A 26,299-nucleotide genomic window follows, 5' to 3' on the forward strand; every position below is an offset into this window, starting at 1 on the left:
AACGCCTCATTGCGTCGATTGGTTGTCCACCCCATTGTCCGGCAGATGTGTAAAGCGGCGATGAAGCAGGTCTTCTAGCCCAAATTGCTCCAGCAACTCGCGCAGACGCCGCCCAGCGCTTCTGTTCATACGGCCGGTGAATCGAGCAAGGATGAGCTCGTTCTTCATGCTGTGCTCCCAGCCAACCAACTCGGTTACTGTCACGTCGTAACCACAGGCTTCAAGGTATAGGCAACGCAGAACGTTCGTCAATTGGCTTCCCATCTCGCGCGTGTGGAGTGGGTGGCGCCACAGCTCGGCCAAGGACGATTTGGACAGCTGCAACGCCTTGCTGCGGTTCAGTTCGCGGGCCATCTCTGCCTGGCAGCAGGGTACCAGCACCATATGCTTTGCGTGTTTCGCCAGGCCGAAGGCAATCGCGTCGTCTGTTGCCGAGTCACAGGCATGCAATGCGGTGACCACGTCGATGCGCTCCGGCAGCTCCGCGCTTTGGGTGGCATCTGCCACGGAAAGATGCACAAAGCGCATGCCGTCAAAGCCCAGCTTTGCGGCCAGGGCCTGCGAACTGGACACCAGTTCACGGCGCGTCTCAACACCATAGATGGCATCTCCAGGCACCCGTCGCTGCCTGAAGAACAAATCGTACAAAATGAACCCAAGGTAGGACTTTCCCGCGCCGTGGTCGGCAAGGGTCAACGCGGTCTGTTGCTTGGCCAAGTCTGTGAGCAGTTTTTCGATGAAGCCATAGAGGTGATTCACCTGCTTGAGCTTGCGCCGGGTGTCCTGGTTCAACCGTCCCTCTCGCGTGAGGATATGCAGTTCCTTGAGCAATTCAATGGACTGCCCATCCCGCAGATTGAGCTCTTCAAGCGGGTTCGAAGGCGTGTTGTGCTTGCGCTTGGGGACACCAGTCATAGTGATGAAATGGAAATCAATATTCGAGCCGGATGCTGGATTTACCCGGCCATTCCCGGTTTCCCGGTCAGGCGACTGTATTCACGGGACGCAAACCTATCGGTCATACCTGAAACATAGTCAGCCACTATGCGTCGCAACTTCGATGGTGAGGACGGGTCTCCCGCTACGAGTGCGTTAGCCTTAGCCGCATACCCAGACTGCATTTCGCCAGGTTCGGCGCTGTAGATGTCGAACAATTCGCGCAGCATGGCTTTTGCGCCTTCTCTCGAAGCGATCACCTGGGGATGACGATACAGGTTTGCAAACAAGAAAGACTTCATAGCCTTGGTTTGTTCACGCATTTCCGGGCCGAACACCACGATGCGCGGCGAAAGGCGCACTTCGTCGACGTTCTGGGGTGCAAACTCTGATAAACGGCCATTCACACTGCGGATAACGTCGTACACCTGCTCGCTCAACATCAACCGCACCGTCTCATACAGGCAACGACGCTGGCTACTGGACAAGGCCAATTGGGGAGCATCCCGAAGAGCAGCCTCGTGGAAGCGCCTAAAAAGGGGAACCTCACGCAACTGATCGATAGTCAACAGACCCGACCGGACGCCATCGTCGATGTCGTGTGCGTTGTAGGCAATCTGGTCAGCCAGATCGCATAACTGAGCCTCCAGACTGGGCTGCTGGCCCGTCAAGAACCGCGCTGCCACCCCCCCACGATTCCCATCTGCCACGGGCTCTTGCGCTTCGATCAAGCGGGCATTTGCGAGCGAGCAGTGTTTGAGGATGCCTTCCCGGGACTCAAAACACAGATTGAGTCCATCAAAGTGCGGATAGCGTTCTTCCAGCACATCGACAACGCGAAGACTCTGCAGGTTGTGTTCGAAGCCTCCATAGGGTGCCATGCATTCATGCAGAGCGTCCTGCCCTGCATGGCCAAAGGGAGTGTGTCCTAGGTCGTGAGCCAGGGCGATAGTCTCGACGAGATCCTCATTCAGTCGCAACGCGCGTGCCAGAGAGCGCCCCAATTGGGCCACTTCAAGGGAGTGCGTCATTCGCGTTCTGAAGAGGTCACCTTCATGATTCAGGAATACCTGCGTCTTATAGACAAGGCGGCGAAATGCCGTGGAATGAACGATTCGATCGCGATCACGCTGAAAGTCATCCCGGGTCGGAGCCTGCGCTTCCACCAATCGACGGCCCCGCGTGCGTTCCGCATGGCACGCGTACGTGGCAAGGTCTCTGCTGCTGGTCACCACTTGCATGGCGCTGTGTGTGCTTTCAAGGGGATCACCGTTGTGCGAACAACTTCCTAGGCACAGCATCTCTCGATGACCTGCCTGACGATATCATCGTCAACGGCTTGCATCGTTGCCCTGCCACTACCGTGAACCACGACATAGCGTATTGCCCCTGCGTCCGCTTTCTTGTCCACGCGCATCAATTCAAGGTAGCGCCCAGCATTGTCTGTCGAGTCCAGAACCGGCCCTTTCATTGGCAACCCAGCGCGCTCTATCAGCCGACGAACCCGAGACAGGAGATCTCCGTCGATGAGCTCCAATTGGGCTGACAACTCAGCCGCCATGACCATACCGCAACCCACCGCCTCGCCATGCAGCCACCGCCCATATCCCATACCAGCTTCGATGGCGTGGCCAAAGGTGTGCCCAAAATTGAGAATGGCTCGCAGCCCTGACTCTCGCTCGTCCTTCCCTACCACCATGGCCTTGATCTCACAACTGCGTCGAATCGCGTATGCCAAAGCCTCGGCATTACGAGCGAGCAATGCATCCATGTTGGATTCGAGCCAGCCCAAAAAATCCATGTCCGCAATGGGACCGTATTTGATTACCTCGGCCAATCCGGCTTTCAGTTCGCGCTCCGGAAGCGTATTAAGGGTACCGATATCGCACACCACCATCAGAGGCTGGTAGAACGCACCGATCATGTTCTTGCCCATCGGATGATTGATACCGGTCTTCCCTCCCACCGATGAGTCGACCTGCGAAAGCAACGTCGTCGGCACCTGCACGAAAGGTACCCCCCGCATATAGCAGGCGGCGGCAAAACCAGTCATGTCACCAACGACCCCTCCCCCCAAGGCAAAGAGAGTGGTTTTGCGGTCACACCGTGCTGACAGCAGAGCGTCAAACACCAGATTCAGGGTTTCCCAGTTTTTATAGCCCTCACCATCCGGCAATTCGATGATGTGCACCTGTTGGAACTTGCTCTCGATGGCATCCCTCAGGGCTGCCGCGTAGAGTGGTCCAACCTGCGTGTTAGTCACGATCAGTGCATGATTTCCTGCGGGAAGACCGGCGAATACATCGCGGTTTAACAGTCCGCGCCCGATGCAGATTGTGTAGCTTCTCTCGCCTAGGCTGATAGGAACATGCTGTGTTGCAATCTCGGTCATCCACCGAGTTTACTTGCTAACCCGACACCAATGCCCCACTCGACCAGCCAACACGCCCCCTTAGGACGCTGTTCTACCAACTGTGTCGAAGTGACATCCAGCCAAGTCAAGTTGCATCACGATCATGTTGACCAACGTAGACACAGAAGGCCGGCCTGTTTCCATTACAAAATGGGCCGTTTCTCGGTAAAGAGGATCACGCTGGTCAAGCAGTGCACGCAATTTGTCCAGTGGGTTGCCTCCTTGCAGTAGCGGACGGCTGGTGTCATTTCGCAACCTGCGAAAAATATCTTCAGCGGTGGAATGCAGATAGATGACCTTGCAGTGGTCACGCAAACATCGCCGGTTCGCCTCCTTCAACACTGCCCCGCCGCCCGTAGAGATCACCCGATCCTCTAGAGAAGTGGTGATTTCGGCAATCACGAGCTGTTCCACCTCACGAAAGCTCTGCTCACCGTGCCGCTCAAAATAGTCCCGGATGGGCATGCCGATGCGAGATTCAATAACGGAGTCTGAATCAATGAACGGCAACCGTAGCCTCTTCGCGAGTTGCCGACCGACCGTGGTCTTTCCGACTCCAGGCAAGCCAACCAAAGCTATGTGCATACAAAACGTGGGCGACAACGTAGTCGCGCTTGCTCAGTCTGACCGGCAACGCAGAGCCCATTGGGCCCCACGAAAGCTGCCTAGTGACCTCTGTTACCGGGTTCCTTTGACGTCACCCAGCACCTTGGGCGTAATAAATACCAACATCTCACGCTTTTCCTGCGAGGTCGAATTGCGACGGAAGAGGGCACCAATTCCGGGAAGATCACCAAAGAATGGGACTTTGTCCACCGTGTTGACCTGATCCTCGGTAAATATACCGCCAATTACCACAGTACCGCCGTTGTCCACCAAGACCTGCGTTTGAATATGCTTGGTATCGATGGCGTATCCGGCCGTCGTTTGGATACCACGGGTATCCTTGTTCACGTCGAGATTGAGAATGATATTGCCTTCAGGTGTGATTTGAGGGGTCACTTCCAGCTTTAACGAAGCCTTTCTGAATGCAATCGATGTCGCTCCACTCGCTGATGCCACTTGGTATGGAAACTCCGTGCCTTGCTCGATCAGTGCCTTGTTCTTGTCAGCAGTGACCACACGCGGGCTAGAGACCACCTTGCCTTTGCCATCAGATTCCATTGCGGAAATTTCCAAGCCCAAGAACCGATCTGCCCCCGCGCCGAATAGAGCGATGGCAAACGTTCCAGTCGCACCAGTCGCGGGAAGATTCACGAACTGGCTGAGGTTGTCATAGGTCGCGCCCGACACCCCTGCCGCCCCCAAGGCGTTGGAGTAGGTCGTGCCGACGTTGGCACCCTCGCTTGCCGTGGAGGTGGTAACTGGCCTACCCCCGAGTTTGACACCCAACGCTTTTGCAAACGTATCCGATGCTTCGACAATACGTGCTTCGATCATCACCTGAGGCACAGCTATATCTAGCTTCGCAATCAAAGCTTGAACCTGCTCAAGCTTTGATGGTATATCAGTAACAAAGATTTGGTTGGTACGTGGCTCTGATATCACACTGCCCCGCGAACTAAGCAGCCTTGCGTTGGATGACGCCCCGCCGCCGCTACCGGAAGAAGTCAGCTGAGTAGCGATGTCCGCCGCTTTCGCATAGTTAATCTGAAATGACTGCGTGCGCAACGGTTCGAGGCTTTGAACAGCGGCCTGCGCCTCCAGATCAAGCTTTTCCTTGGCAGCGATTTCATCCTTGGGGGCCACCCAAAGCACATTGCCAGATTTACGCATGCCCAAGCCCTTGGCTTGCAAGATGATGTCCAAGGCCTGATCCCATGGGACATCCTGCAATCGCAAGGTTACAGATCCAGTGACAGAATCGGAGGTCACGATATTGAAATTCGTGAAATCGGCAATCACCTGCAACAGGGCACGCACTTCGATATTCTGGAAGTTCAGCGACAATTTTTGTCCGTTGTAGCCAACGCCTTGCGTGAGCTTTTTGGGATCGTCACGAACTTCCTTCACCTCAACGACGAACTGCTCATCACTCTGGTAGGCACTGTGCTCCCACTGGCCGCGTGGCTCGATCAGAACGCGGACGCGGTCACCCTGCTGCGTCGTGGTGACCGTCTTGATCGGTGTTCCGAAATCACCCACATCCATTCGGCGGCGAAGACCCTCAGGCAGCGTGGCCTTTTTGAACTCGACCACCAAGTTCTGTCCTAGCTGCCGTATATCCACACCGACCTGATTGTTGGGCAGGGTAACTATCAGACGGCCAGCGCCATCATTGGTTCGCCGGAAATCCATGTCCCGCAATGGCGCATTGTCCTTCGCCCGGACTTCGGCAAACACCGTGGGTGAATTGGGTTCCGCAGCCGACTGGACCGGTTGATCCAACAACACCAAAAGGGATTTTCCCTGCAACTGCGCCTTGTAGGTTGCAGCGGCTTTCAGGTTTAAAACGACGCGCGTGCGCTCACCGGCCTGGACCACTGTAATTGACTTCAGGTTGCCCTGATTGACCTCGACACTGGAACGCCCCATGGCATTGGTTACTCCCGGAAAGTCCAGGGCAATGCGTGCTGGCGATTGGATGGCGAAGCCTGTGGGAACAGAGGACAAGGCGTCCGACAAGTCAATCTTGACGGCCTCCGTTCCGCCCTGAACCAGTCCCACCACAGATTCGATGGCGATTTGTGCATACGCAACGCCTGAGGCCATAAACAGCACCAACGCACCAATCGCTCGTGACAGTCGGACTCCTCGCTCAACCGCATCGTTCTTCATTTCGACCCCTCTTGCAACTGCATGGTTGCCACACGTTCAATCCATTCGCCGACGGCGTCCTGTACGATTTCGCGCAGAACCACTTCTGTCTCTGAAATCTTCGTCACTTTCCCGTAATTCTGGCCAAGGTAACTGCCAACCCGCACCTGGTACAGCAGGTTATCAACCTTTACCAAAGCGACGTGCTGTCCCGCCTTGATGATGCTTCCCACCAGCACCATCGTGTCGAGCGGAAAGGCCTCCAGTGGCTCCTTGCGTCGCGCCAACTCGGGCGCAATTAACGCTGCATTTGCCGCGGCCTGGGAAGAATCGCGCTTCAATGCCTGCGTCAGTTTCTGGTTGCTGAATGGCTCGATCGCCGTCGCATTGGTGTACGGCTCTGGCTTGAACTGTTTGGGCGCCGGAATCGGTGCGACTTTGGGCTGGGTCTTGTTCCGTTCGTCGGCCATCCACTGGCGAATGTCGTCTTCTTTGGAAGCACCACACCCGGAAAGCAACACCGCCCCCCAGAGAACTGCGAACGGTACGCGAGCATGAGAAGGCAGTTTCATTTCTCACCCTTTCCGCCAGCTTTAGCTTTTCCCTTGCTCTGGGCCGCGACTTCGTCTTGATCCAGATACCGGAATGTTTTGGCGGTGGACTCCAAAATGAGCGTCCCATCATTGCGCGGAGTAATGCTCAAATTATTGAGAGTAACGATGCGTGACAGATGCGCGATATCTGACGCAAAAGCTCCGATATCGTGGTACCTGCCACTTACCTTGAGGGCAATCGGCAACTCCGCATAGTAGTCCTTCACAACCAGCTGCCCGGGCCGAAAGAGGTCAAACTGTAGGCTTCGACCAACCCCTGCCTGATTGATGTCAGACAAGAGTGCATCCATTTCTGCCTTGCTTGGCAGCTGCTTCTCCAACTGACTCACGTATTGCTGCACTTGCTCACGCTGCTTTTTCAGTACATCTAGATTGACCGCCTTGGCCAATTTGGTGGTGTAGTCCGCCCTCAGCTTTTCCTCTTTCTGCTGCTCTTCTTCCAATGAAGCCTGCGAGGAACTTAACCACGCAAACCACAACACTACAACGACACTAACAGCCACAACCGCGTAAAGAGCATAACGAGGCAATGCGGGCCACATGGATGGATCGCGCGGATCCAGATCCTTGAACTGGGCAGCGACCTGGACTTGTAAATCCTGGAAGTCAATTTTCTTGGGGAAGTTGTTCACCATCACGCCACAGCCTTCACAGTTTGGATGCAGCCATCGCCGGCCCTGATGCCGCAGAAGCGGGCGAGGTAGCAATTGCCGCCGCTTTTTCTGCCTCACTTGCACGCACAAGCTTGACTCGAACGATGAAGTTATATACACGCTTTTGTTCACGCGGCGACAAGGCTACTGTCCCCGATACGATTTCCAGCAATTCAGGCTTGGCAAACCATGGCGTGTTATTCGCGAAATTTCGCAGCAACTCCGAAACCCGGTCATTCGATTGAGCCACGCCGTTGATCGTGACAAGTTGATCCAACTGCACCAGCTTTGCAACGTAGACCCCATCTGGCAACTGGTTGACAATTTGGGTCAGCAAATGAACTGGCAGATTTCGGTCAGACTGCAGGTCTTCCACGGCTTGTTGCCGCGCACGCAATGCCCTGATCTCCGATTCAAGCCCCGCAATGTCCTTGATCTGGGCTTCCAGTTTCTTGATTTCGCTCTCGAGCAGAACATTGGTTTCCTGCTGAAGCGTGATTGCGGCCTGGTACCACAGGAAAACAGCACCCGAAACGATTCCCCCCAGCAATGCGGATGCCGCCAACAGCGCATGGAACAAGTCGCGCCGACGCTTTCGGGCGGCTTCGCGATGCGGAAGTAGATTGATCAGTATCACTGCGCAAACCTCCGCAAAGCCAAACCACACGCCGTCAAATAAGATGGAGCCTCCCTCGTCACCTTCTTCAGTTTGATGGAGCCCCCCATTTCCATACCCTCAAACGGATTGAGCAGACTGCACGGGAAACTGGTGTGCTGCGTCACTGCGGCGGTCAGACCTGGCAATGCTGAACTCCCGCCCGCCAACATGATGTAGTCCACTTTGTTGTGCGGAGTACTGGTGAAGAAAAACTGCAAGGCTCGACCAAGCTCCTGCACCATGGAATCAATGAAAGGCCGCAACACCACCGATTCGTAATCTTCAGGCAACTCACCGCTGCGCTTCTTGGACTCAGCCTCTTCCTGGGAAAACCCATACTGACGAACCAGCAACTGGGTCAATTGCGCCCCCCCAAAGGCCTGGTCCCTGTCATACAGGACCTCCTCGTTGCGCAAAACCTGCATCGACGTCGTGAAGGCTCCGATTTCAAAAAGGGCAACAATGAGATCCTGTCCCCCTTCAGGGAGCTGTTCCACCAAACGTCCTGCAGCCAGGCGAGATGCATACGACTCCACATCAACAATCACCGGCGTCAGCCCGACCGACTCGGCCAGCCCTTGAACATCCTGAACCTTTTCCCGCCGGGACGCCGCAATCAGAACCTCCACATCTCCAGGCGACGACACGCTCGGACCGATCACGCAAAAATCCAAGGCAACTTCTTCGAGCGGAAAGGGTATGTATTGATTGGCCTCAGTCTCCACCTGCTGTTCCAGCTCCGCCTCCGACAAACCGCCTTGAAGAATGATCTTCTTGGTAATCACAGCGGACGGCGGCAACGCCATAGCCACATTCTTAGTCTTGGTCCCGCTTTTCTTGATCAATCGACGCAACGCCTCGGTGACTTCATCAAATTTCTCGATGTTGCCATCACTGATCCACCCACGCTCAAGAGGCTCAATGGCGCAATGTTCGAGCACCAAGTTCCCCGCCTTGTCATGCCCCAATTCAACGAGCTTGACACTGGACGAGGAAATGTCCAATCCCAACATCGGCGCTGGTTTACGACTAAACAACGTCCCCAATGCGATCAACTCAGTCCCCTGTAATGCCCCCCAAAGTCGGGGGAAAACTTAAGAATTCACTTCAATGCTATCAGCAAGATGCTTGTCCGGTAAAGATTTTTTCCGTCTTTCAGCAGTCAATTCGTTGCCAAATGTTCACGAGTCTACGCCGTTCAAGCAGACAAAGAAACCCATGGCCACCCCGCTTCGCGCATTGCGACCGCGTTTTTGTCGCGGTCCGCAGGGCGGATGCGCCATTTTTATAATGCGAGAATCGCATGACCGAGCCTATGACAAAACACAACGACGCCCCCCAAGAATCACCCAAACCGCACAAGGCCCTGCACTGGGCGGTTGACGTCCTGATCTGGAGCGCCGGGCTCGCCACAGCCTTGGTACTGAGTCTGGGCATCGTCATCGCTATCGCGCTGGCGGTGGCCTACCCTAGCCTTCCAGACATTTCCGATCTGTCCGATTACCGGCCGAAGCTGCCACTGCGTGTCTTTTCTGTCGAGGGTGATCTTTTGGGCGAATTCGGCGAGGAACGCCGCAATTTGACGCCAATCGCGGAAATTCCAGAGGTCATGATTAACGCTGTCCTGGCGATCGAGGATGCACGCTTCTACCAGCACGGCGGCGTCGACTACATCGGCGTGATCCGTGCGGGTCTTGCCAATGTGGGCCGCGTAAAAAGTCAGGGCGCCTCCACCATCACCATGCAGGTCGCACGCAATGTGTACCTGTCATCCGAGAAGACCTTTACGCGCAAGATCTATGAAATCCTGCTGACATTCAAGCTCGAGCATCTCCTCACTAAAGACCAGATTCTCGAGATCTACATGAATCAAATCTACCTGGGCAACCGCGCCTATGGCTTCGCGGCCGCCTGCGAAACCTATTTCGGCAAGCCGCTCAAGGACATCACCATCGCCGAAGCCGCCATGCTGGCGGGGCTGCCCAAGGCACCTTCGGCCTACAACCCGATCGCCAACCCCAAGCGCGCACGCAGCCGCCAGCTCTACATCATCGACCGCATGGAAGACAACGGCTTCATCACGGCAGAACAGGCGAGCGAAGCCAAGAAGCAAACACTCAAGCTCATGCATGGCTCGTCCAGCCAGCGCATCCACGCCGAGTACATCGCCGAAATGGTTCGCCAGCTGATGTATAGCCAGTACGGCAATGAGACCTACACCCGGGGCCTGGACGTCCATACCACCGTCAGTTCCAGCCTCCAGGACGCAGCCTACAAGGCATTGCGCCGAGGCATCATGGACTACGAACGGCGCCAGCATTACCGCGGCCCCGAGAAGTTCATCCAGTTGCCTGCAAACGCTGGGGAAACCGACGATGCCATTGACGAGGCACTGGAAGAGTTTCCCGACAATGGGGATGTGCTGACGGCTGTGGTGCTGCAAGCCGACGCCAAGCTGGTCAAAGCCGTGCGCCAAAACGGTGAAGTGCTGGAAATTTCAGGCGACGGTCTCAAGCCAGTCCAATCCGGCCTGTCGGAAAAAGCGCCGCCCCATCTCAAGATTCGTCGCGGTGCGGTGGTACGGGTGGTTCGTACGCCCAAGGGCAGCTGGGAAATCACTCAGCTTCCCGAGGTGGAGGGCGCTTTCGTGGCCATTGACCCCAACAGCGGCGCCATCAAGTCCTTGGTCGGGGGCTTTGACTTTGCCAAGAACAAGTTCAACCACGTGACCCAAGCTTGGCGCCAACCTGGCTCCAGCTTCAAGCCCTTCATCTATTCTGCAGCGCTTGAAAAAGGCTTCAATGGTGCTACCGTCATCAACGATGGGCCGTTGTTTTTCGACGCTGGCGTGACTGGGGGCCAACCCTGGGAGCCCAAAAACTATGACGGCACGTTCGAAGGTCCGATGACTTTGCGCCGCGGTTTGGCGAAGTCCAAAAACATGATCTCCATCCAGGTGCTCAATTCCATTGGTCCAGCCTATGCCCAGGAGTGGATCACTCGCTTTGGGTTTGAAGCCGAACGCCACCCTCCCTACCTCACCATGGCGCTTGGGGCCGGTTCGGTCACGCCCATGCAAATGGCCAGCGCTTACTCGGTGTTTGCCAACGGCGGTTATCGAGTCAACCCCTGGCTGATCGCGCGCGTCAGCGAGCAGCGCGGAAAAACCTTGCTGGAGACCACGCCACCGACCCTGGAGGGAGCGGAGCGGGTCATCGAACCGCGCAACGCCTTCGTCATGACCAGCCTGCTTCAGGAAATCACCCGCTCCGGCACGGCAGCGCGGGCCCAAGTAACGCTCAAGCGCCCCGATCTCTACGGGAAGACCGGGACTACGAACGACTCCATGGATGCCTGGTTCGCTGGGTTCCAGCCCACCATCACCGCAGTCACATGGATCGGCTACGACACGCCACGCAAACTGGGCGACCGGGAGACTGGCGGCGGACTGAGTTTGCCGATCTGGATCAGTTTCATGGAGACAGCCCTGAAAAACATCCCTGTCATGGAGCCTAGCGCGCCCGAGGGCGTGGTGTTCTCGGGCGGCGAATGGTACTTTGAGGAGTTTGCCAAAGGGCACGGTGTAAGCAGCCTGGGCGACACCCCGAAACCCGAAGCCGAACCCGGCGCGGCCGGCGCCTCCGAGGACAAGAAGAAGATTCTGGACTTGTTCAGGAACTAGGCCTAAAGGCTAGCGCCATACCGCTCTGGTCGCTGGCACAGCGCGAGAGTGTGGCGAAAAATTCAGCGCCACTCTTGGTGTCATACCAAGCCTGTTCACGCCAAACGAAGTGGTATCCCCCGTCACGCGCTGCCAGCCAGACTTCGTGCAGGGGTTTTTGCAGGTTCACCACAATCTGGCTGCGGTTGGCAAACGTGATCGTGACCATGCCCCCTACGCGCTGGTTGTCCAGGTCCGCGTCCGTCGATTCATTGAGCGTGTCACAGCCCTGCTCCACCGCCCGCAGCAGTGCTTCAGCGCGGTCCAAATACTCCAGATCATTCATAATTTACCTATGCATCGATACAAAAAAGCGACTTTCCTGGCAATCGTCTGCATGCAATTCTTGCAGGCCTGCGGCCAGACCGGAGCCTTGTACTTGCCCGCACCCGACTCGAGGCCGAGCCCACGCCCCCCCACGACATCGCCACAATAGCTATACCATTTATAGCTGTCTACGATCGTGCTTCCGAGACTTGCAGACGATTTCTTGCCCATCGTAACAGTCTGAATGCCAGCAACAGAAAGAGGATGCTGGCGTACCACCAGACCTCGGTGAAATTGTGTTTACCCTGGCGCATCCAGTAGAAATGCAGCACCACAACTGGTACCACGACAAACACCAGACGGTGCAATTGCCGCCAGCGCTTTCCCCCGAGCCAACGCACAGCACCGTCCCAGGATGTGGCGGCGAGCAGCAGCAACAGACACCAGGCGCTAAACCCAAGCAAGATAAAAGGACGTTTGCGGATGTCCGCGCCTATCCCCCCCCAGTCCAAGCCCATATCCAATCCGGCGTACAGGCTGGCGTGCAGCATGGCATAGAAGAAACAGAACAACCCCAGCATCCGCCGCAAACGCGCCAGGCCAGACCAGGACATGACAATGCGCACCGGCGTCACAGCCAGGACAATGCACAGAAAGCGCAGCGTCCAATCGCCGCTGGCACGGATCAAGGCTTCGGCCGGATTGGCCCCCAATCTATCCAACAGTGCCAATCCGAGCAGCTGAGCCGCTGGCAGCAGTGCCAGCACGAATACCAGCACCTTGGTTCGCGCCCCCCAATCAATAGCGCCATGGTCAGCGGACATCAGAAATATCGGCGCAAGTCCATGCCTGCGTACAACTGTCCAACCTGGGCTTCGTAGCCGTTGAACATCAGGGTTTTGCGCTTGCGGCTAAACAGGCCATCTTCACCCAGGCGCCGTTCGGTCCCCTGACTCCAACGGGGGTGGTCCACATTGGGATTGACGTTGGAGTAGAAACCATATTCGCCAGGCGCTGCCTTGTTCCACGCCGTCGTCGGCATTCTGTCCGTCAGGCGAATCCGCACGATGGACTTTGCGCTCTTGAAACCGTACTTCCAAGGCACCACCAGTCGTACCGGTGCACCGTTCTGGTTAGGTAGCACTTCGCCATACAAGCCCAGGGCCAACAACGTCAGCGGATGCAATGCTTCATCCAGACGCAGACCCTCGGTATAGGGCCAATCCAGCACATTGGAGCGCACCCCGCGCATACTGTTCGGATCCACGGCACTGGTGAACTCCACGAACTTCGCACTGCCTAGTGGCTCAAACTGCTTGAGCAGAGCCGACAAGGAATAGCCGACCCAGGGAATCACCATCGACCAGCCCTCGACGCATCGCAGCCGATAGACACGCTCTTCCAACGGCGCCAGGCGCAGCAGTTCGTCCAGACCCAATTTGCCAGGGCGACGCACCAAGCCCTCGACTGCGATCTCCCAAGGCTTGGTTTTCAGGCCATGGGCATACTGGGCCGGCTCGCTCTTGTCGGTACCGAACTCGTAAAAATTGTTGTACCCCGTGACATCCTTGTACGGTGTCCACTTCTCCATGGTCTGGGCGCCGTCCACACCACTGGTCTGGCGCACCAGCGCTTGGAGTTTTCCCGACCCAGGGGCCTGGGAATCGGCGGCACTCGAAACACCAGGAGCAAGCCCCAGCAAACCGAGTCCGCCGCCAAATTGCAACAAGGTACGACGCTGACGGAACAGGTGCTCAGGGGTGATTTCGGTTGCCTGGGGCGGCTGGTAACCGTAGGGGTGGCTGTGGATCAACATGGGTGGCCTTTGCGTGTGTTTTCCCTTGGTCGGGGAAGCCGGCAGGTTTCTTACACAGCCCATTGTCGGACTTCATGACCACGATTGCATGGCATCACAGCGGAGCCCCTTACACCCCAGGTGCTTCCCTGACTTCAACAACAGGTCCGCCTCGGAAAAACAAAGGCCACCGCGATGGGTGGCCCTTGTGTGACTGTAACCGCAGCGAATGCGGCGCGATGAGGAATCAGCGCAGTCCGGCGATGTAGTCCGCCACCGCCTTGATTTCCTTGTCGTTCATCTTGGCCGCGATTTGCGCCATCTGGGTGCTGTTACCCCGTGCGCCATCACGGAAGGCGGTCAGCTGGGCCACTACATAGTCTCCCCACTGGCCAGCCAAGCGCGGGTACTGGGCGGGGATACCGGCTCCGTTCGGGCTATGGCAGCCCGCACAAGCGGCAATCTTGCGGTCGGCAATCCCACCACGATAGATGCGCTCTCCCAAGGTCACCAGAGTCTTGTCGGCCGATGCACCAGCCGCAGCCTTCTTGTTGGTGATGAAGTAGGCCACGTTCTTCATGTCATCGTCTGACAAAGCGGTGGCGAAACCTTGCATCACCGGGCTGGCGCGCTTGCCGCTCTTGAATTCCTGCAACTGCTTGATGATGTACTGTGGATGCTGTTGTGCCAGCTTCGGGTAGGTGGGCGCGGGAGAGTTGCCGTCCATGCCATGGCATCCAGCACAAACGGCAAAGGTGGCTTCACCCTTGGCGAGGTCCGGCTTGGCAGCGGCCGCAGGCGCGGCGGCGGGATGGGCTTCCTGCGCAACGGCCGACAAGGCCAAGGCAGAAGCAGCAGCGAGAATCAGGGGAGCAATCAACTTCATGGGATTACGATGGTCTGTGGGCAAAACAGCGCCATTCTACAATGGCGCCATCGGGCACCAGAAAGCATTCCATGACCTCTCCGCAAGCTACTTCACCTTCCGCCCGCCAACCCGCCGACAAAAACAGGGAAACGATAGCCATGGGCTGGTTGCACACCGCCCGCTTTCTGACCACTGCGCCCCAATTGCACTTTCTTCCGGCGCTGGATGTACCCGAAATCGCTTTCGTGGGCCGCTCCAACGCAGGCAAGTCGACCTGCATCAATACGCTGACCCAGCAAAAGCAGCTGGCCTTTGCCTCCAAGAAACCCGGACGCACCCAGCACATCAACCTTTTTTCCCTGGGCAAGCAAGGGGTGACCGACGCAGTACTGGCCGACCTGCCTGGCTATGGCTACGCCGCAGTGCCCATGCAGGACAAACTGCGCTGGCAGAAGGTCATGGCCAATTACCTGGTCACACGCGAAAACCTCAAGGCCGTCGTGCTCATGTGCGACCCACGCCATGGCATGACCGAATTGGATGAAATCCTGCTCGACGTGATCCGTCCCCGGGTGGAGGAAGGCCTGAAGTTCCTGGTCATCCTGACCAAGGCCGACAAGCTCACGCGTGCAGAAGCCAGCAAGGCTCTGGCCATTGCAAAACTGCAGGCCGGTGGCGGTGAAGTGCGGCTGTTTTCGGCTCCCAAACAGATCGGAATTGCCGACGTGGCGACCCTGCTCTGGGATTGGACCCACGATGCATCCATCCCCGCTGCACCCCCTCCCGCAAACGAAGCGCAGAACACCGGTCAATAAGGCGATTGCATTCCTTCGGGTCGGTCCTTGAAGCGTTTGTGCACCCAGTAGTACTGGGCCGGGTCGCGTTCAATATAGGCTTCGAGTTCCCGGTTCATGCGCCGGGTGTCGGCTTCCAGGTTGTCACTGGGAAAATCCGACCATGGGGGCAGAATCCGCACTTCGTATCCGGCAGGTGTCAGCGTCGTCACCACCGGCACCACTTGCGCCCGCCCCAGCTTGGCAAAACGCGCCAGCGAAGGCACGGTTGCCGCTGGTTCACCGAAAAACGGCACGAACAGCGATTCCGATGGATCGAAATTCATGTCCGGCAGCAGATACAGCGGTTCACCTGCGCGCACGGCCTGCACGATGGGTTTGACCCCAGCCAAACGCGCCACCATTTCGGGCGCACCAAAGCGTTGGCGTCCCTGGTAGATCCAGGCGTCGGCCGCTGGGTTGAGCTGGGGCGAATAGATGGTGGCAAATCGCCGCTGCAGCTGTTGGGTCAGGGCGGTCCACGCCGCATCCAAGCCCATGAAATGCGGAGCAAACAGCACCGTGGGCGTCTGCCCAGTCAAGGCATCGAACGCCCCCACGATCTGCAGTCGCGCGCGCACCGTGGCGGCAGGCGCATGCCATAGCCAGGCGCGGTCCAACCACGACTGTCCAAACAGAACAAACACCCGCCGCACCACACTGCGACGATGTTCTGGCGTCCATTGGGGAAAGCACAGGGCCAGGTTGGTCTGGACCACGCGCCGACGCGACGCCACTGCGGCGTACAGAAACCAACCCAATGCGGCACCCAGCGCCCGCACCACAGGCAAGGGCAAGCGCGCAGCCAAGCGCATCATCATCAATAGCAGCTTGGTCATGCAATGCCCTCAGGGGCAGTTTTGGGCGCCTTGTACCGGGCGTAACCCCACAGGTACTGCGCAGGCGCCAGACGCACCAATGCTTCCATGGCCTCGTTGACCTGGGTTGTGGCGCGCGTCAGGTCGGCCTCCAGATCGTGGCGAAGCGGCTGCACGTGCACCGTGTAACCGCGCCCCCAAGGCAAGCGCTCTCCCCAACCGAGCAACACCACGGCCCCCGTCTGCAGCGCCAGGCGGGCAGCCAATGTCATGGTGTAGGCGTCGCGCCCAAAGAAAGGCACCCAGACCCCCATGCCGGCCGGTGGCACCTGGTCGGGGAGCAGGCCGACACAGCCTCCGGCCCTGAGCGCCTTGATCAACTGCTTGACCCCGGCCAACGTGGTTGGTGCCGTTTCCAAGCCCGGGCGATGGCGCGCATGGTCCACCAAGGGTCGCAGCCACGCCTTGCGCGCGGGCCGGTACAACACGGTGATGGGGCGTTTGGCGCCATAGCGCTGGGCATAGGCCTGCGCGGTAATCTCGAAGCAGCCCAGGTGGGGTGTCAGGAATACGATGCCCCGCCCAGCCGCCAGCGCTGCCTCGATGTGCTCCGCCCCCTGCCATTGGACTGGAACTGGCGCCCCGAACCATATCCGTGGCAGCTCACTGACCATGCGCCCCGCCGCAAACACCGCACGCCAACCAACCTGCGCTTGCAAACCCGCCTGCGCCACGTTATCGCGAAAACGCTGGCGATAGTCCGGCGAGAACAGGTAGGCCAGCAAACCCAGCACGCTCCCCAAGCCATGAAGCAGGCTCAATGGCACCAAGGCCAGGAATCGGAAAAGGGCTTGCATGGGTGGGCTAGAATCCGGGCGTCGCTGAGTTATGGAACTACTTGCAGGGCGACAGCGCAGGGGCCGGCCGCCAAAGGCCGCCATTGTGCCCTGTCTGTGAAGACAGTTCTGCTAAAGCGTTCGCTGCAGGCCCCAAGCCCAGGCAACGCGAGAGTTGTACTTTTTTTGGAGCACTGCCACATGTCAAACGACTTCCTTTTCACGTCCGAATCCGTTTCCGAAGGCCATCCCGACAAGGTGGCCGACCAGATTTCCGACGCCATCCTCGACGCCATTTTCAAGCAGGACCCCAAGTCCCGCGTGGCCGCCGAAACCCTGACCAACACCGGCCTGGTCGTGCTGGCCGGTGAGATCACCACCAATGCCCACGTGGACTACATCCAGGTGGCGCGTGACACCATCAAGCGCATCGGCTACGACAACACGGAATACGGCATTGACTACAAGGGCTGTGCCGTGCTGGTGGCCTATGACAAGCAGTCCAACGATATCGCCCAGGGCGTGGATCACGCCTCGGACGACCACCTCAACACCGGTGCCGGCGACCAGGGCCTGATGTTCGGCTATGCCTGCGACGAGACACCTGAGCTGATGCCCGCGCCCATTTACTACGCCCACCGCCTGATGGAGCGCCAAGCCCAGCTACGCAAGGATGGCCGCCTGCCTTTCCTGCGCCCCGACGCCAAGAGCCAAGTGACCATGCGCTATGTGGACGGCAAGCCCCACAGCATCGACACCGTGGTGCTGTCCACCCAGCACAGCCCCGACCAGTCCGAGACCCAGACCACGATGAAGGCCAGCTTCACCGAGGCCATCATCGAGGAAATCATCAAGCCGGTGTTGCCCAAGGAATGGCTGCAGAACACCCGCTACCTGATCAACCCAACCGGCCGCTTTGTGGTGGGTGGCCCTCAAGGCGACTGCGGTCTGACCGGCCGCAAGATCATCGTGGACACCTACGGTGGCGCCTGCCCCCACGGCGGCGGCGCGTTTTCCGGCAAGGACCCCTCCAAGGTGGACCGTTCCGCCGCTTACGCTGCCCGCTATGTGGCCAAGAACGTGGTGGCTGCAGGGTTGGCGCGCCAATGCCAGGTACAGGTGGCCTACGCCATCGGCGTGGCCAAGCCCATGAACATCACGGTCTACACCGAAGGGACCGGCGTCATTTCGGACGACAAGCTCTCCGCCATCGTGGCCGAGGTGTTTGACCTGCGCCCCAAGGGCATCATCCAGATGTTGGACCTGCTGCGCCCTATCTACGAGAAGACCGCCGCCTACGGCCACTTCGGCCGCGAAGAACCCGAGTTCACGTGGGAAAAGACGGACAAAGTCGCAGCCCTGAAGGCTGCGGCCGGGCTGTAAGCCCGCGGCACAAGGTGCCGTGTCCGTCTTTGGGCGATGCCCATATGGCGAAGCCATGTGGGCAGAGACCACAAGACGTATCGGTACAGGCTCACATCGGCTCTGCCGATGTGAAGGGCCGCAAGGCCCGGCCAAAACCAATAGCTGAAACGATAATCCCACCATGAAAATCCAGACACAACGCTTCATCGACCGCTGGGTCGGCCAGCTGCTGTGTGCGTTGGTGTCTGCGTGGGTGCGTTTCACCGGACTCTTCGGTAGCCCTGCCCGCATGGGCCAGGCACCGAAAAACATCCTGGTCATCCTGCTGTCCGAAATGGGCAGTATCGTGCTGGCCGGGCCAATGTTTGCCCAACTGCGCCGCCAGTACCCCGGCGCCGCGATCCACATCCTGCAACTCAAGAAGAACCAGGAAGTCTCCAGGCTGCTGTCGCTCACATCGCCCGAGTACATGCATTCGCTCGACGACAGCTCGGGCGGCTCGCTGATCCGCGACATCCTGGCCGTGAGCCTCACGATGCGCCGTTTGGGACTGGATGCGGTGATTGACTGCGAGCTGTTCTCGCGTGTCAGTGCCCTGCTCTCCTTTTCCACCGGGGCACCGGTGCGGGTGGGCTTCACACCCCACACCCAAGAGGGGCTGTACCGCGGCAGCTTCATCAACCACAGCATTCCCTACAACCCGTACCAGCACATCAGCAAGCAATTCCTGTCGTTGGTCGATGCATTGCAATCGCCCGACGCAATGCCACGGAATCGCGCCGGGGCCATTCGCGACATTCCGTCCGAGCCTGAACTTGCCGTGCCGTTCACGCCGCAAGAACTGGCTGCCTACCGCAGCAAGGTCGAGAGCGACCACCCGGTGACGGCAACCCGCAAGTTGGTGCTGGTGTATGCCGGGGGAGGCATCCTGCCCGAGCGCGCCTGGCCGGCCAGCCACTACGCCCGCGTGGTGCAAGGCCTGTGTGCCGAAGGGTACGCGGTGGGCCTGATCGGACTCAAGGACGATGCGGCACTGGCCCGTGACCTGAAATTGCAGGTTGGCAGTGAGGCCTGCATCGACCTCACCGGCTACACCAAGAGCATCCGCGAACTGCTGATGCTGATGCACGCCAGCCGCCTGCTGATCACCAACGATGGCGGACCCAGCCACTTTGCCACGGTCACTCCGATCCAGACCATGGTGTTCTTTGGGCCCGAAACAGGCAAGCTGTACGGACCCTTGGGCAAGCGCACCATTATTCTGGAAAGCGGCATCGCCTGCTCGCCGTGCCTGACGGCCTACAACCACCGGCTGACCTTCTGCGACGGAGACAACCAGTGCCTCAAGCGCATTGCCCCCGACCCCGTGTTGGCCCAGGCGCTGGACTACCTGCGGACGATTGCATGAGCATGCTGTCCTCGGTGCAGCGCACCGTGCTGTGGGGCCTGCGCCTGCTGGAACGCTACCGATTCCTCAAATTCGGCATCGTCGGCGCCAGTGGTGTCGTGGTCAACCTGACGGTGCTGTACCTCGGACACGAATACCTCTTCAATGCCATCGAGGCCAGCTACAAGAAGCCTTACCTGTCGCTGGCACTGGCCATCACGCTCGCCACGCTCAACAACTTCACCTGGAATCGGCTGTGGACCTGGGCCGACCGTGTGCGCGTGCTCGAAGCCGGCGAAAGCCACCCCATCAGCCCGCGACTGCTGGCCAAGGAGTTCGGCCAGTACGCCACGGCGTCGGCCTTCGGCAGCGCCTTGCAATACGTGCTGACCCTGCTGCTGTCGAGTTCCATGGACTACCGGGTGGCCAATATCATCGCCATCGTGGCCGCCAGCGTCAGCAATTTCCTGGCCAACGACCGCTGGACCTTCAAGCGCAAGTCGGACGACTGAGCGCGCGCCGTGGCCATGCCGCCTGACTTCATGCCATTTCGCCACCAAGCCCGCGCCAATATTGCGTTGATAGCTCTTGTTTTTATAGCAGCCCTACTGTACCTGCTGGGCCTGGGCAGTCCCTATGCGCCCACCAATGGCGACGAGATGGTGTACATCCACATTGCCCGCATGACTGCCGAGAGCGGCCACTGGCTGCCGCTGCAGTCCGAGCTGGTGGGCACGCGCAACACCAAGCCCCCGCTGCTGATCTGGCAGGCCATGGTCGCCGGTGGCTGGGGCCAGTGGTGGTCGCTGGCGGCACTGCGCCTGCCCAGCGTGCTCTATACCTTCGCAACGACGGGCATGCTGGCCTTCTTCGCCCACCGCCTGCAGACCGATGCCGCACAGAAGTGGCGCACGGCCTGCATCGCGGCCGCGCTGTACCTGTTGTTCTTCTCGACCTTTCGCTATGGCCGGGCCTACCTCACCTCGGCCCCGGAGACCTTCTGGCTGGCCCTGCCCATGTGGTGGGTGCTGTGGCAACGCCTGCGCCAGGCCGAGCAGCAACACATGGGCTGGCTGGCCGCCACCCTGATGGGCGTGGCCATGGGCCTGGGGGCCGCCTACAAATCCTTCGCCCTGGTAGCACCCGCCGCTGCAAGTGTGTGGGCGGCTTGGCTGCTCACGGCCCCCCGCATCACCTGGCCGCTGCTGTGGCGCACCAGTCTGCAGCTGGCCTGGAGCACCTTGATCGGCGTGGGCCTCTTCGCCCTGTGGTTCGTGCTCGATCCCGATCCGGCCGCAGTCTGGCAGGAATTCGTGGTCGCTGAAAACGCCGGAAAGATGTCCGGCGGGCTGGGCTACTGGCACGCTGCCCTCTTCGGCGCCTACCCGATGTGGACACAGCTGTATGCCTACCCGGCCAATGGGGGGCTGCTGGTACTGGTGGTGGGCGGCTTTTGTCTGTGGGCCGTGTGGCAGTTGCGCCAGCGGGGGCAACTGGCAGCGCTGGCGCATCCGCAGCGGGTGGTGTTGGCCTGGGTGCTGGTCTGGCTGGTCGTGTTCACCCTGCCCAGCCAGCGCTCCGAGCGCTACCTCATTCCCGCCATGCCCGCCATCGCCATCGCCATGGCATTGGTCTGGGACCGCATTCCCCGCATCTGGTTTGCGCTGACCCTGCTGCTGCTGGCCCCAGCCCTGATACTGCTGGCCCGCATCGGCTGGGTCATGGCCGACATGGGTGTGTCCGGGAACACCGATGTTGCTCTGGTTTTGGTAGCTTCCAGCACAGGTATTACGGCGGTTTCAGCCGGATTTTTCTTCAGAAACTGGACCAGGACCGCCGCCCTGGCAGCCACCGCCGCCGTGTACGCCTGCTTTGGCGCGATGGTGGCGCCGCTGTCCGCTGCCGATACCGCCTGGGGGCCGGACATTCAGCAGGCGCTCCGTGACAAGCGTGTGGCAGTGCCCAATGGGTTTACCGGCCAGTACGAACGCTTCCATTTCCGCCTGGACCATGCGCGTATCACGCCCTATGACGCCGAGGGGCGCAACACTGGCGCGCTCTACCCCGACATGGCAAGCGATGCGCGTCTGATGCGTTTGTTGCGGGAATTCGATGCCGTGGTCTGGCTGCAGGACGATCTGGCTGAAACGGAGCCTAGCTGCACACCGCAGTGCCGGGTATTGGCGACGCGCTGGCATGTGAAAAGCCGGCACAAGACGGGAGAGGTCACGCTGGACAACCTGTGGTACCCGCAGCAATGGCTGTTCCGGCGCGAATGGTTGCTTGTTCCTGCCATGTGAGCAACAAAGATAAAGCCACACCCGGAACGGGAGCGGCTTTGAGGAGGACCATTCGCTGGTCCTGCCAATACTGTGCGCGATCGGAACATCGGGAAGACAAGTAGTGGATGGGCTTCACCTGCGACATCGGAAGCAACGCTGCACGAAGTTGACACAAATCAACCATCGGTCATAGTGGAAGTGCGAGCATGAAGCAACCTGACAGAGCATTCCATGAGCCACTACCCCCACGACCAGGATGTCGATCCGCTGCTCAGCGGTGATTTTGCTGCCCCCGTTGCAGCCCCCCAGCAGTGGCCCGAACATGACACCAGTCCGGCGCCACTGCTCCCACCCTCCGTGGGATGGGATGAGCGCAACGACGGGCGCGCTCGGCATCTGGACGCCCTGCGCGACATGCTGCACCACGGCACCTACCATGTCATGCCTGCCGAAAGCTGCAGCGCCATGCTGAAGGTGGCTGGGCAAGCCTGCCTGGAGAAGGCGTTCGAGCTACGCATCAGCCATCCGCACGAAGACACGGCCGAACTCGCCGCCCATCTGGTGGCGATGCACCAGCAGGGCGTTTCGCAGGCCTGCGACATGAACAAGGCCTTGCGCATTGCCAGTGTGCTGGCCCATGTTCCGGTCGTCGACCTGACCGAGATGCAACCGACACCGCAGGCACTGGCCAGCCTGCACTCCGACATTGCCGAACGTCTGCAGGTTCTACCCTTGATGCGCGAGGCAGACGTGCTGCTCGTGGCCCTGGGTTCACCCATGGACGGCGATGCCCAACGCATGCTGCGATTTGCCAGCCAATGCCGCATCGTCGCTGTCCTGGCGCAGGCGACGCAGATCCATGCTGCCTTGCCGCGCTGCTATGGCAGCCACACCGAGTCCGAGGAGTTGGAGTCGCTGGCCATCAGCGCCATCGAAGCCGACAACGATGCCGACGAGCAGCGCCTGTGGAGTGAAGCCGAGGCGCTGGCGCGCCAGGCGCCCATCGTGCGCCTGGTCAACAATATCCTGAGTGAAGGCATCTCCCGCCAGGCTTCCGACATCCACCTGCGCCCAGGCCCACAGACCTTCCAGGTGCTCTACCGCATCCATGGCACCCTGGTCGTCGCGCGCACCATGCGCCGCGCGCTGCTGCCGCCGGTCGTTGGGCGCATCAAGATCCTGGCCAGCATGAACAGCGCCGAACACCGGCTGCCCCAGGACGGGCGCATCCGCTACAGCGAAAGCCAGGCCGATGTGGACCTGCGCATTTCCATCATCCCGTCCCAGTTCGGCGAAAGTGTGGTGATACGCGTCCTGGCGCGGCGCGCCGACATGCGCAACCTCGACGCCATCGGCTTCGAGTCGACCGACCTGGCCCGTCTGCGCGATCTGCTCCGACGCAGCATGGGCATCGTGCTGGTGACCGGACCGACCGGCTCAGGCAAGACCACGACACTGTATGCAGCCTTGCAGGAAGTGGCCCAACAGAACGTCAACATCATCACGGTCGAAGATCCCATCGAGTACGAACTCGAGAACATCATCCAGATCCAGGCCAACCCAGTGATCCAGTTCACCTTTCCGCGGGCCCTGCGCCACATCCTGCGCCACGACCCCGATGTCATCCTGATCGGCGAGATGCGGGATTTCGAAACCGCCAAGATCGCCGTGGAGAGCGCCCTGACCGGGCACCTGGTGTTCTCCACCTTGCATACCAATGACGCCCCAAGCGCTCTGGTGCGCCTGATCGAAATGGGTGTGGAGCCCTACCTGATCCGCTCCGCCGTCATCGGTGTGCTGGCTCAGCGCCTGGTGCGCAGCAATTGCCCGCACTGCCGCGTGGAGGAATCGGTCGATGTCCTGATGCGGTCCAACCTGGGGGTCGGCCCCGACGAAGTGTTCTACCGCGGTGCAGGCTGCGAACACTGCCACGGCACCGGTTTTTCGGGTCGTCAGGCGATCTACGAGCTCATGACCATGGACAAGGCCCTTGCGCAGTGTGTGGGCGCCTCCGTGGCGGCCGACGTCTACCGCGAATCGGCCGCCGCCAGCGGCATGGTCAGCCTGGCAGCGAACGGCGTCAAGCTGGCGCGCACCGGAGCCGTGTCACTGGCCGAAGTCTACCGGGCCTGCATGTAGCCGTACCACCAGCCCCATGAACATAGTAAACCGGCCCAACCCGGCGGAATGAATGCGTAGTCAGCTACCTTTTCGGTAGCAACACCACAACCTGTGCAGCAACAAACCATGGCACAGCAGCATCAGCCATGGATCCAGCATGGCATCCCAGACATTGCCGCTGGGAAGGTGCATCAACCCGTAGCACAGCAGCACCACCACACCCGTGAGCGCCGCACGCTGCTGCTGCCAGCTGCCGCCCCGCCAGGCCCATGGCGCCAGCAGGCAGGCAAGCAACAGCACCAGTGCGCCCGGGGCAAATCCTGCCGGATAGAGGTAGAACGGCCACAACGCAAAGCTGTCCAGCAGCAGTACCCAGCCCAGCAGCGCACCCGCCCCGGCCCAGTCGCGGGCCTGCGTCAGTGCGGCCTGCGCCCCACGCGCCCACCGAAGGCCTGCCGCCCCCGATGCTGCCAACACGCCCAGTGCCACAGCACCCGCCGCAAGGCTCGGTGCCTGGAAGGCCAGGCCGAGCCAAAACGCCGGCGACCACGCTCCGGGCAACAGACACCATCCACAGACCAAACCGCTTGCAGCCAGTACCACGGCCCTGGACGGTACCCCTGCACGTCGGCGCCCCAGGCACCCCAGCAACGCCACCCCCACTGCCGACAGCACCAGGCCCCAGCCCAGGCGCAGCCAGGATTGCTGCCAGCCCAGCGCAGGCAGGGCCGCACTCGCTTCCCCCCAGAACTGCCACAACACGGTCGGTAGGTTCACGGCGTCTCCTGCGGAGCCAGTCGCTGCCAGGCCAGGCGAGCACGGTCTACGGTATAGGCCACCCACAGGCTGCCCTCGGCCCACAGCAGGGCCGGATAGGAAAACTCGTCCTCCACCTGCCCGGTGCGCAAGGCCAGTTGCTGCTGCCAGTGGATGCCGTCATGGCTGCGGGCCAGGTCCAGGCGCTCACGTCCACTCTCGATCGGGTTGTAGGCCAGCAGGTGCTCGCCCGCACCGAGGCTCCATGCCGCGACGGAGGCATCCGGGTTGGGGAGGTCCAAATCCGGCAAGTCCTGCCAGCGACGCCCGCCGTCGGTGGTTTCGGCCACCGCCACGCGGTGTTTGAGGCTTTCGTCGCGCATCAGCGCCAGCCAATGCTGCGGGCCCAAGGGGAGCAAGGCCGGCTGCAGCACATGGTCGCGTGACGACACCCGCGCCATGCCCACCAGACGGCCTTCCCGGTCCAACCGCAGCACGGCCGGAATCTTGGCGCCCAGTTCGAAATGCACCGGCAGTGCCATGCCACCATCGTCCAGCGGCAGTGGCCCGTTGCGCACCAGGAAACTCGTGTTCCACAGCCACGACAGCGGGAGCACCCGCTCTGGCTCAAATTGCAGTTGCTCCAGCGCCTGTGACGGCCCCTTCTGGCGCAGGTGCAGGATGCGGGCCGCAGCCCAGCCCCCGCCCCCCGTAGCCACCACATAGAGGTGCATGCGGCCCTGCGCATCACGCCAGGCCACCGGATTGCCCAGTCGGCGGATGCCGTGGCCCAGCAGCTCCCCCATCGCATGGCGGTTGACCACCGTGCGCGGCGCAGTCCAGGCCTGCGTGGCGCGCAGCCACTGGGCGGCGACGATCTGCACCTGCGGTCCGCTTTCGCGCTCACCCGAGAACCAGAACAAGGTCAGCAAGGCCGGATCGTCGGGTGCCATCTCCACCAGCGAAGCCGCATGCCCGGCCTTGGCGCCGTCGGGGTTGGGCACATCGCCCTGCGCCACGCGCTGCAGCGTCTTGGCACGCACCGGTGTGCCCTGGGTTGACTGCACCGCCGGCATGCGTGCCGCCGAACTGTCCATCGGTGCTTGCAGCCACACACCGAGGGCAGCGGCCAGCACCACGCCCGTGGCCCACAGCCCCAGGCGCACACTGCGGTAATGCAATAGCACGGTCCGATCCATGCGCCGATCTTAGTCGCTGG

General features: G+C 60.1%; 25 protein-coding genes. 8 read left to right on the top strand and 17 right to left on the bottom strand.

Annotation, left to right across the window (positions count from 1 at the left end; translation table 11 throughout):
• Window positions 1-6: 6 nt before the first annotated feature.
• The 9 genes from RQP54_RS01765 to RQP54_RS01805 form a co-directional block, all read right to left on the bottom strand.
• Window positions 7-915, bottom strand: coding sequence for an SAM-dependent methyltransferase (locus tag RQP54_RS01765; protein ID WP_315676450.1), 909 nt, complete (start codon window positions 913-915; stop codon window positions 7-9).
• Between the two features lie 41 nt (window positions 916-956).
• On the bottom strand, window positions 957-2,177 hold the full coding sequence (locus RQP54_RS01770) for a deoxyguanosinetriphosphate triphosphohydrolase (RefSeq protein WP_315676451.1): 1,221 nt from the start codon (window positions 2,175-2,177) through the stop codon (window positions 957-959).
• Window positions 2,178-2,224: 47 nt separating this feature from the next.
• Window positions 2,225-3,328 carry a 3-dehydroquinate synthase gene (gene aroB, locus RQP54_RS01775; protein ID WP_315676452.1) on the bottom strand — a complete coding sequence of 368 codons (1,104 nt, stop codon included), beginning with the start codon at window positions 3,326-3,328 and terminating at the stop codon, window positions 2,225-2,227.
• A gap of 60 nt (window positions 3,329-3,388) precedes the next feature.
• Window positions 3,389-3,934 carry a shikimate kinase gene (locus RQP54_RS01780; RefSeq protein WP_315676453.1) on the bottom strand — a complete coding sequence of 182 codons (546 nt, stop codon included), beginning with the start codon at window positions 3,932-3,934 and terminating at the stop codon, window positions 3,389-3,391.
• 93 nt (window positions 3,935-4,027) lie between these two features.
• Window positions 4,028-6,127: a type IV pilus secretin PilQ gene (gene pilQ, locus RQP54_RS01785; protein WP_315676454.1), complete on the bottom strand. Its 2,100-nt coding sequence runs from the start codon at window positions 6,125-6,127 to the stop codon at window positions 4,028-4,030.
• Complete coding sequence (locus RQP54_RS01790; RefSeq protein WP_315676455.1) at window positions 6,124-6,678, bottom strand: pilus assembly protein PilP; 555 nt, start codon at window positions 6,676-6,678, stop codon at window positions 6,124-6,126. Before RQP54_RS01790 ends, pilQ begins: the two co-directional genes overlap by 4 nt.
• On the bottom strand, window positions 6,675-7,355 hold the full coding sequence (locus RQP54_RS01795) for a type 4a pilus biogenesis protein PilO (protein WP_315677733.1): 681 nt from the start codon (window positions 7,353-7,355) through the stop codon (window positions 6,675-6,677). The genes RQP54_RS01790 and RQP54_RS01795 overlap by 4 nt, the downstream gene beginning before the upstream one ends.
• A gap of 13 nt (window positions 7,356-7,368) precedes the next feature.
• Window positions 7,369-8,010, bottom strand: coding sequence for a PilN domain-containing protein (locus RQP54_RS01800; RefSeq protein WP_315676456.1), 642 nt, complete (start codon window positions 8,008-8,010; stop codon window positions 7,369-7,371).
• Complete coding sequence (locus tag RQP54_RS01805; RefSeq protein ID WP_315676457.1) at window positions 8,007-9,086, bottom strand: pilus assembly protein PilM; 1,080 nt, start codon at window positions 9,084-9,086, stop codon at window positions 8,007-8,009. Before RQP54_RS01805 ends, RQP54_RS01800 begins: the two co-directional genes overlap by 4 nt.
• Before the next feature lie 260 nt (window positions 9,087-9,346).
• Here RQP54_RS01805 and RQP54_RS01810 point away from each other — a divergent pair, with 260 nt between their 5' ends.
• The gene (locus tag RQP54_RS01810; protein ID WP_315676458.1) at window positions 9,347-11,713 is read left to right on the top strand and encodes a penicillin-binding protein 1A; all 2,367 of its coding nucleotides are present in this window, start codon (window positions 9,347-9,349) and stop codon (window positions 11,711-11,713) included.
• Here RQP54_RS01810 and cyaY read toward each other — a convergent pair.
• Window positions 11,703-12,038: an iron donor protein CyaY gene (gene cyaY, locus RQP54_RS01815; protein ID WP_315676459.1), complete on the bottom strand. Its 336-nt coding sequence runs from the start codon at window positions 12,036-12,038 to the stop codon at window positions 11,703-11,705. The two genes, RQP54_RS01810 and cyaY, sit on opposite strands and share 11 nt — an antisense overlap.
• 9 nt (window positions 12,039-12,047) lie before the next feature.
• Between cyaY and lptM the strand changes: the two genes are divergently transcribed.
• Window positions 12,048-12,188 carry an LPS translocon maturation chaperone LptM gene (gene lptM / locus RQP54_RS19795; protein WP_409997518.1) on the top strand — a complete coding sequence of 47 codons (141 nt, stop codon included), beginning with the start codon at window positions 12,048-12,050 and terminating at the stop codon, window positions 12,186-12,188.
• Between the two features lie 19 nt (window positions 12,189-12,207).
• Here the strand turns inward: lptM and RQP54_RS01820 are convergent, their stop codons facing one another.
• The 3 genes from RQP54_RS01820 to RQP54_RS01830 all read right to left on the bottom strand — a co-directional run bounded on the left by RQP54_RS01820 (window position 12,208) and on the right by RQP54_RS01830 (window position 14,700).
• The gene (locus tag RQP54_RS01820) at window positions 12,208-12,843 is read right to left on the bottom strand and encodes a protein-methionine-sulfoxide reductase heme-binding subunit MsrQ (protein WP_315676460.1); all 636 of its coding nucleotides are present in this window, start codon (window positions 12,841-12,843) and stop codon (window positions 12,208-12,210) included.
• Window positions 12,843-13,835: a protein-methionine-sulfoxide reductase catalytic subunit MsrP gene (gene msrP / locus RQP54_RS01825; RefSeq protein WP_315676461.1), complete on the bottom strand. Its 993-nt coding sequence runs from the start codon at window positions 13,833-13,835 to the stop codon at window positions 12,843-12,845. Before msrP ends, RQP54_RS01820 begins: the two co-directional genes overlap by 1 nt.
• A gap of 226 nt (window positions 13,836-14,061) precedes the next feature.
• Window positions 14,062-14,700, bottom strand: a complete 639-nt coding sequence (locus tag RQP54_RS01830; protein ID WP_315676462.1) for a c-type cytochrome — start codon at window positions 14,698-14,700, stop codon at window positions 14,062-14,064.
• A 140-nt stretch (window positions 14,701-14,840) separates the two neighbouring features.
• Between RQP54_RS01830 and yihA the strand changes: the two genes are divergently transcribed.
• Complete coding sequence (gene yihA, locus RQP54_RS01835; RefSeq protein ID WP_315676463.1) at window positions 14,841-15,497, top strand: ribosome biogenesis GTP-binding protein YihA/YsxC; 657 nt, start codon at window positions 14,841-14,843, stop codon at window positions 15,495-15,497.
• Here yihA and RQP54_RS01840 read toward each other — a convergent pair.
• Together RQP54_RS01840 and RQP54_RS01845 are read right to left on the bottom strand one after the other, a co-directional pair.
• Window positions 15,491-16,354: a lipid A biosynthesis acyltransferase gene (locus RQP54_RS01840; protein ID WP_315676464.1), complete on the bottom strand. Its 864-nt coding sequence runs from the start codon at window positions 16,352-16,354 to the stop codon at window positions 15,491-15,493. The genes yihA and RQP54_RS01840 overlap by 7 nt on opposite strands.
• Window positions 16,351-17,190 carry a lysophospholipid acyltransferase family protein gene (locus tag RQP54_RS01845; protein WP_315676465.1) on the bottom strand — a complete coding sequence of 280 codons (840 nt, stop codon included), beginning with the start codon at window positions 17,188-17,190 and terminating at the stop codon, window positions 16,351-16,353. Before RQP54_RS01845 ends, RQP54_RS01840 begins: the two co-directional genes overlap by 4 nt.
• A gap of 180 nt (window positions 17,191-17,370) precedes the next feature.
• On the opposite strand from RQP54_RS01845, the gene metK reads away from it, so the two are divergent.
• The 5 genes from metK to RQP54_RS01870 all read left to right on the top strand — a co-directional run bounded on the left by metK (window position 17,371) and on the right by RQP54_RS01870 (window position 24,342).
• Window positions 17,371-18,552, top strand: coding sequence for a methionine adenosyltransferase (gene metK / locus RQP54_RS01850; protein WP_315676466.1), 1,182 nt, complete (start codon window positions 17,371-17,373; stop codon window positions 18,550-18,552).
• Window positions 18,553-18,715: 163 nt separating this feature from the next.
• Window positions 18,716-19,942 carry a glycosyltransferase family 9 protein gene (locus RQP54_RS01855; protein WP_315676467.1) on the top strand — a complete coding sequence of 409 codons (1,227 nt, stop codon included), beginning with the start codon at window positions 18,716-18,718 and terminating at the stop codon, window positions 19,940-19,942.
• Window positions 19,939-20,433, top strand: coding sequence for a GtrA family protein (locus RQP54_RS01860; RefSeq protein ID WP_315676468.1), 495 nt, complete (start codon window positions 19,939-19,941; stop codon window positions 20,431-20,433). The genes RQP54_RS01855 and RQP54_RS01860 overlap by 4 nt, the downstream gene beginning before the upstream one ends.
• A 30-nt stretch (window positions 20,434-20,463) precedes the next feature.
• Window positions 20,464-22,221: an ArnT family glycosyltransferase gene (locus RQP54_RS01865; protein ID WP_315676469.1), complete on the top strand. Its 1,758-nt coding sequence runs from the start codon at window positions 20,464-20,466 to the stop codon at window positions 22,219-22,221.
• 213 nt (window positions 22,222-22,434) lie between these two features.
• Window positions 22,435-24,342 (top strand): GspE/PulE family protein, encoded by a 1,908-nt coding sequence (locus RQP54_RS01870; RefSeq protein WP_315676470.1) that lies wholly within the window; start codon window positions 22,435-22,437, stop codon window positions 24,340-24,342.
• A gap of 60 nt (window positions 24,343-24,402) precedes the next feature.
• On the opposite strand, the gene RQP54_RS01875 is transcribed toward RQP54_RS01870, so the two are convergent.
• Complete coding sequence (locus tag RQP54_RS01875) at window positions 24,403-25,101, bottom strand: hypothetical protein (protein ID WP_315676471.1); 699 nt, start codon at window positions 25,099-25,101, stop codon at window positions 24,403-24,405.
• Entirely contained in the window at window positions 25,098-26,279 is a 1,182-nt protein-coding gene (locus RQP54_RS01880; RefSeq protein WP_315676472.1) for a sialidase family protein, read from the bottom strand. The genes RQP54_RS01875 and RQP54_RS01880 overlap by 4 nt, the downstream gene beginning before the upstream one ends.
• Window positions 26,280-26,299 lie beyond the last annotated feature (20 nt).

Source organism: Curvibacter sp. APW13 (assembly GCF_032337135.1).
Lineage (GTDB): Bacteria > Pseudomonadota > Gammaproteobacteria > Burkholderiales > Burkholderiaceae_C > Allorhodoferax.